The sequence below is a fragment of the Photorhabdus heterorhabditis genome, assembly GCF_001280945.1.
In the GTDB taxonomy this organism is placed as follows: Bacteria; Pseudomonadota; Gammaproteobacteria; order Enterobacterales; family Enterobacteriaceae; genus Photorhabdus; species Photorhabdus heterorhabditis.
The window spans coordinates 1-4143 of sequence record NZ_LJCS01000121.1 but is presented as its reverse complement, the minus strand read 5'-3'; the positions used below and the strand labels follow the sequence as shown (position 1 = coordinate 4143).

Annotated in this window: 4 protein-coding genes; all 4 read right to left on the bottom strand. The window is 31.6% G+C overall.

Features of this window, described 5'->3' with window-relative positions; genetic code table 11:
- Positions 1-46: 46 nt before the first annotated feature.
- The 4 genes from AM629_RS20575 to AM629_RS20560 are packed head-to-tail and all read right to left on the bottom strand — an operon-like array spanning position 47 to position 3696.
- Positions 47-979 (bottom strand): hypothetical protein, encoded by a 933-nt coding sequence (locus tag AM629_RS20575; protein ID WP_054481619.1) that lies wholly within the window; start codon positions 977-979, stop codon positions 47-49.
- Entirely contained in the window at positions 967-1521 is a 555-nt protein-coding gene (locus AM629_RS20570) for a DUF6817 domain-containing protein (RefSeq protein ID WP_054481617.1), read from the bottom strand. Before AM629_RS20570 ends, AM629_RS20575 begins: the two co-directional genes overlap by 13 nt.
- Complete coding sequence (locus tag AM629_RS20565; protein WP_054481616.1) at positions 1518-2759, bottom strand: MFS transporter; 1242 nt, start codon at positions 2757-2759, stop codon at positions 1518-1520. Before AM629_RS20565 ends, AM629_RS20570 begins: the two co-directional genes overlap by 4 nt.
- Positions 2746-3696 (bottom strand): aKG-HExxH-type peptide beta-hydroxylase, encoded by a 951-nt coding sequence (locus AM629_RS20560; RefSeq protein ID WP_054481614.1) that lies wholly within the window; start codon positions 3694-3696, stop codon positions 2746-2748. Before AM629_RS20560 ends, AM629_RS20565 begins: the two co-directional genes overlap by 14 nt.
- Positions 3697-4143: the final 447 nt, after the last annotated feature.

The following is a 4143-nucleotide window of genomic DNA, read 5'->3' as shown; positions in this document are numbered from 1 at the left end:
ACCCTCTACTAGCTCAATAAATGTTCATGCCAGATATCAAAACCTATCAATAAAATCGTATTGAATGTGAGAAATTATCAATATCTGCGAAATGTATAATTTTTACGCAAAGTAGAATCCCGCCCTGACCTTGTATCTGACATGCTTGTATGACAAAACAAAATGAACGCTCATTATGAGTTGATACACGGATGATATACCGATTTGTTGACTCACATTCAATACTAAAATGAGCTTGGCTATGTTTATTTAAGTAAGAAAAAATTAATCTAAGTATTTCAAGCAAGTGAAAATTAAAACATGGCAACGATAGTCTATTTACCAGATTTCTCTGGTACATACGGAATGTAGCAGGATCAGTGAACTGATTTACATCAATTCCAAAATGATTACAAAGAGTTTTTAGTGAATTTATAAGTTTATGATAATAGATTTCCAAAGTGTTCTTAACATTCTCAGTATCCTTATTGAAAAGATAATTACATTTATATGAAGCAAAATCTTTATACCCTAGCCCTTGCACGAAATAATTTCTTGCTCCAAGCATTTCATCTATAAGATAAAATATTTTATTTAGTATTTCCTTATTCATATCATTAATCGAGTGTTTAACTTCATATGCTCTATGTAGATTATCTATATTATTGCAATCGGAAAAAAATGATTTAAGATGGTGCTTATCTGTAGATATAAAATTCAGGCCACTAATATCAGACAATAATGTATCAGTTAAAGACCTAAGAATATTTTTAAGATCTTTAATTTCAGTAAAAACATTAATATTACCGTTATATACTCCATGCCCAATATAAATATCTTTGGCAAATTCTGCCCAATTTGGCGTGTGAATGACACAATCCGCTAATTTTTTCTCAAGTTGGCTGAATGTTAAGAAAAAATTATCAGGAGATATCACACCAAGAATATATTTATCATGCAAAATAGCCATTTCTGAATGAATAGAATTTATGTTCTGCATGATAAACTCCAAAACCTATTAAAATCAATTTTTATACCGTGGCAACAATAATATAATATCGGAAATAGTTTCTTAAGGTGTTCCCTTGCATCTTGGTATGTAAAAAAGCCTTTCTTTTCTACACACCATATTATCTGTTCAAGTATGTCAGCAACAATAATGTTGACCAAATTAGAGAATATATCTTCAGGAATAGAAATATCTTCAGTCTGAGCTCTTAGTGTTACAACATTACCATTCTTTGATATATTATCATAATTTTTAGCATAATGAACTCGCCCATAATAATAAACAAGTAACTCAACATCTTTTCCAACAATTTGTTGTATATGTTCCCTATCTTTATAACTCACACCAGAATTATTATATATTGAATTTTCATCATATATTGAATGTAACATTCCTGCATTACATACTACTTCTTTACAACCATATTTATTTAACAATTTAGCAGTATTAACCAAGTGCGACGAATGATGACGATCATATACCTTGTCTTTATCAATTTGGTAAAATTTTTTAATTTCTGTCAATATGCTCATAAATCACCATAATTTTTATCATAAATAGAGTCTATTTCTTCTTTATCTTTACTAAGCAAATCATCAAACATAGGGATATATTTCAGGAATAGAGAAACAACACATATTAGAAAACCACCAATAAGAAGTACAACAGAATAATTCCATTTCTCTATTATCATAGAGAAAAGAATGAATCCGAAAGGATTCCCCAATCCAATAAAAGCGGTATGAACTGTCTGTATTTTTACTCTATGTCTTTCCGGTATAGCGATGGAACGACTGGATTCTATGCTGACATTATTCAGTATAACAGAGACTCCGATCAGAAAAGCCAAAAGACACCAGATGATATGACTTATAAACAAAGATAAGCCAACCAGACATAATCCTATCATAAAAAACGAGAAAATAACGGTGCGAACTTTACCATATATTTTTTCAAAATAGGATTGGAAAAATACGGAAGCACAAATTGCCCCAATCGCAGCACTCGCTTCTATTATTCCAATCATAATAGCGCTTGAGTGTTTTACTGACTCTACAAAATATGGAATAACAAGAGAAGAAAACGGAACTAGAATCATATTCACTAACAGAGATGAAAGTGCCCAATATGGCTCAAAACGATAACGAAAGAAAAGTCTTAGACTGTTAAGAGCAGAAGAAGGATTATCTTCCCTCTTCTGCAAAATCCTTGTCCCCCGATTGTTTACTCCATATAGAATGCATACGGATAGGACAATTAATCCGCATAACGTCCATGTCATATTAATTATCCCTATAACTTCATACCCTGCCATTCCCAAACCGATACCAAACACATTAAGAGACGCCTGCAACAAAAATGTCTTACGATATGCTTCATCAAGCTCATGTTTACTGACAATAAACGGAATATAAGCATTCACAACAGGAGAATAAAGAGCATCGATTAAGCCAAGTATGATACTAATAATGAAGAAAAAATATATTGGCCCACCGTAACTAATGTTATAAAGGTAATATATTGTTAAAAAAATAAATATAAGATTGAGTACAAAAAGAATTTTTTTCTTATCAAGCTGGTCAAAAAGATGTGATAAAGCGAGACCTGAAATCGTTCTTGAAAGAAAATAAACAAAAAGAAAATACGAAGACAATATTAGCTGGTTACTCTTAATAAGACTTAAAGTGACCAGAGCTACAATTATTCGTGAACTCAAAATATATAACGCTTCCGAAGATCGTATTTTCCAAAAATCATCATTTAACTTCACTGGGAATAATCCTATTCATTTCTTCACTGATACTATCTGCGATAGCATGCCCGATTTCTGTCAATTCTGCATGATTATCTATTATCTCTTTTGTATCAAAGAATTTTTTCAACGCAGTATTAAATCGTGATCTAATTTCTTCTTCATAAATCCCAGAGTATATATTAGATATTTTATATAAAGTTTGACAAATCCGGTTAAGTACAAAATAGGCATGAAATATGCCAATCATGGGTCTACCATCTTCACGAAATGGAGCTTGATAACGTTCTTCAGGATCATTCAAAACAAGATAATCTTGAGCATTAATAATATTTAGTGCATGATGTGCACATTCATGAACGATATGCTCAATATAGTAAGGTACACTATTTTCATCCGCACTATAAAGTAGGATCATCCCCCACATATTAAAGTTGCAGCCTGACCTGATATAATTCCCTTCTGTTTTTCCTGTAAGATATATTGTATCAATAAAACATACACATTCAAGATAGGTATTTTCATCATAGGTTTTCAATAATTCCAATGCTTCTTGTATCTTCTCTATATCATCTTTTACTTCATGTGCAAATCGGTATCCAACCCTGACTCCTTTATCATCCTGCTCCAATATTTTAAAAAGCATGTTCATATCAAACACAGACTCGATAAAATAATCCAAAGCTTTAATAGATAGCTCTGGCTTTTCTGTATAATCCTGGCATTTTTCTATAGCATTCCGAATGTAATTAATACATAATTCCCTGTTATCCTTTTCGGCTGCATCGATAGCCAAATAATGAGAAGCACATAAATCCCATTTTATGAAAAATCCATCAGGAACTTTAAAGTCAGACTCGGTTATTTCAATTAAATATTCAAGTGAATTACGGATCTGTAATTCGAAATCAGAGCGGAATTGTTTATGCGGATAACATGTCGTAGCGATATTCATCTTCAAACTCCATATTATTCCCCTTCGTACAAAATACGAAGGGGAATAATCATAAATTAATCATCGTTTTTGTCATTGACAGCCCAACCAGACAATGGTGATTTAATTTTAACTACTTTAGAAGAGTCAAAGTTTTTCATAACCTATTTCCTCAATAAATTATCATCGAAAAAATAACGTTTAGCTAAACAATATTTAGCATAGAAAATATTCATTATTTATCTACTAAACAATCTATAAAATGAGGTAGTTATCACAAAATAATTTTTAGATTACCATCAATACCCATTTGCAAACCAACATGGCTGGCAACAATTAACCTAGTCATTATAAATACTTTCAATCAGTAAGGGTTGTAGTTTTCATAATCCCTTCTATACTACTGATTACTTTCTTGTCGGAGTGCCTAGCGTAAGCTGTTTTATCGCAGCATACACAGGCTGAGAC

Coding starts and splice junctions, on each gene's coding strand:
- AM629_RS20560 (WP_054481614.1), bottom strand. CDS start 3,696: ATGAATATCGCTACGACATGTTATCCGCATAAACAATTCCGCTCTGAT.
- AM629_RS20570 (WP_054481617.1), bottom strand. CDS start 1,521: ATGAGCATATTGACAGAAATTAAAAAATTTTACCAAATTGATAAAGAC.
- AM629_RS20575 (WP_054481619.1), bottom strand. CDS start 979: ATGCAGAACATAAATTCTATTCATTCAGAAATGGCTATTTTGCATGAT.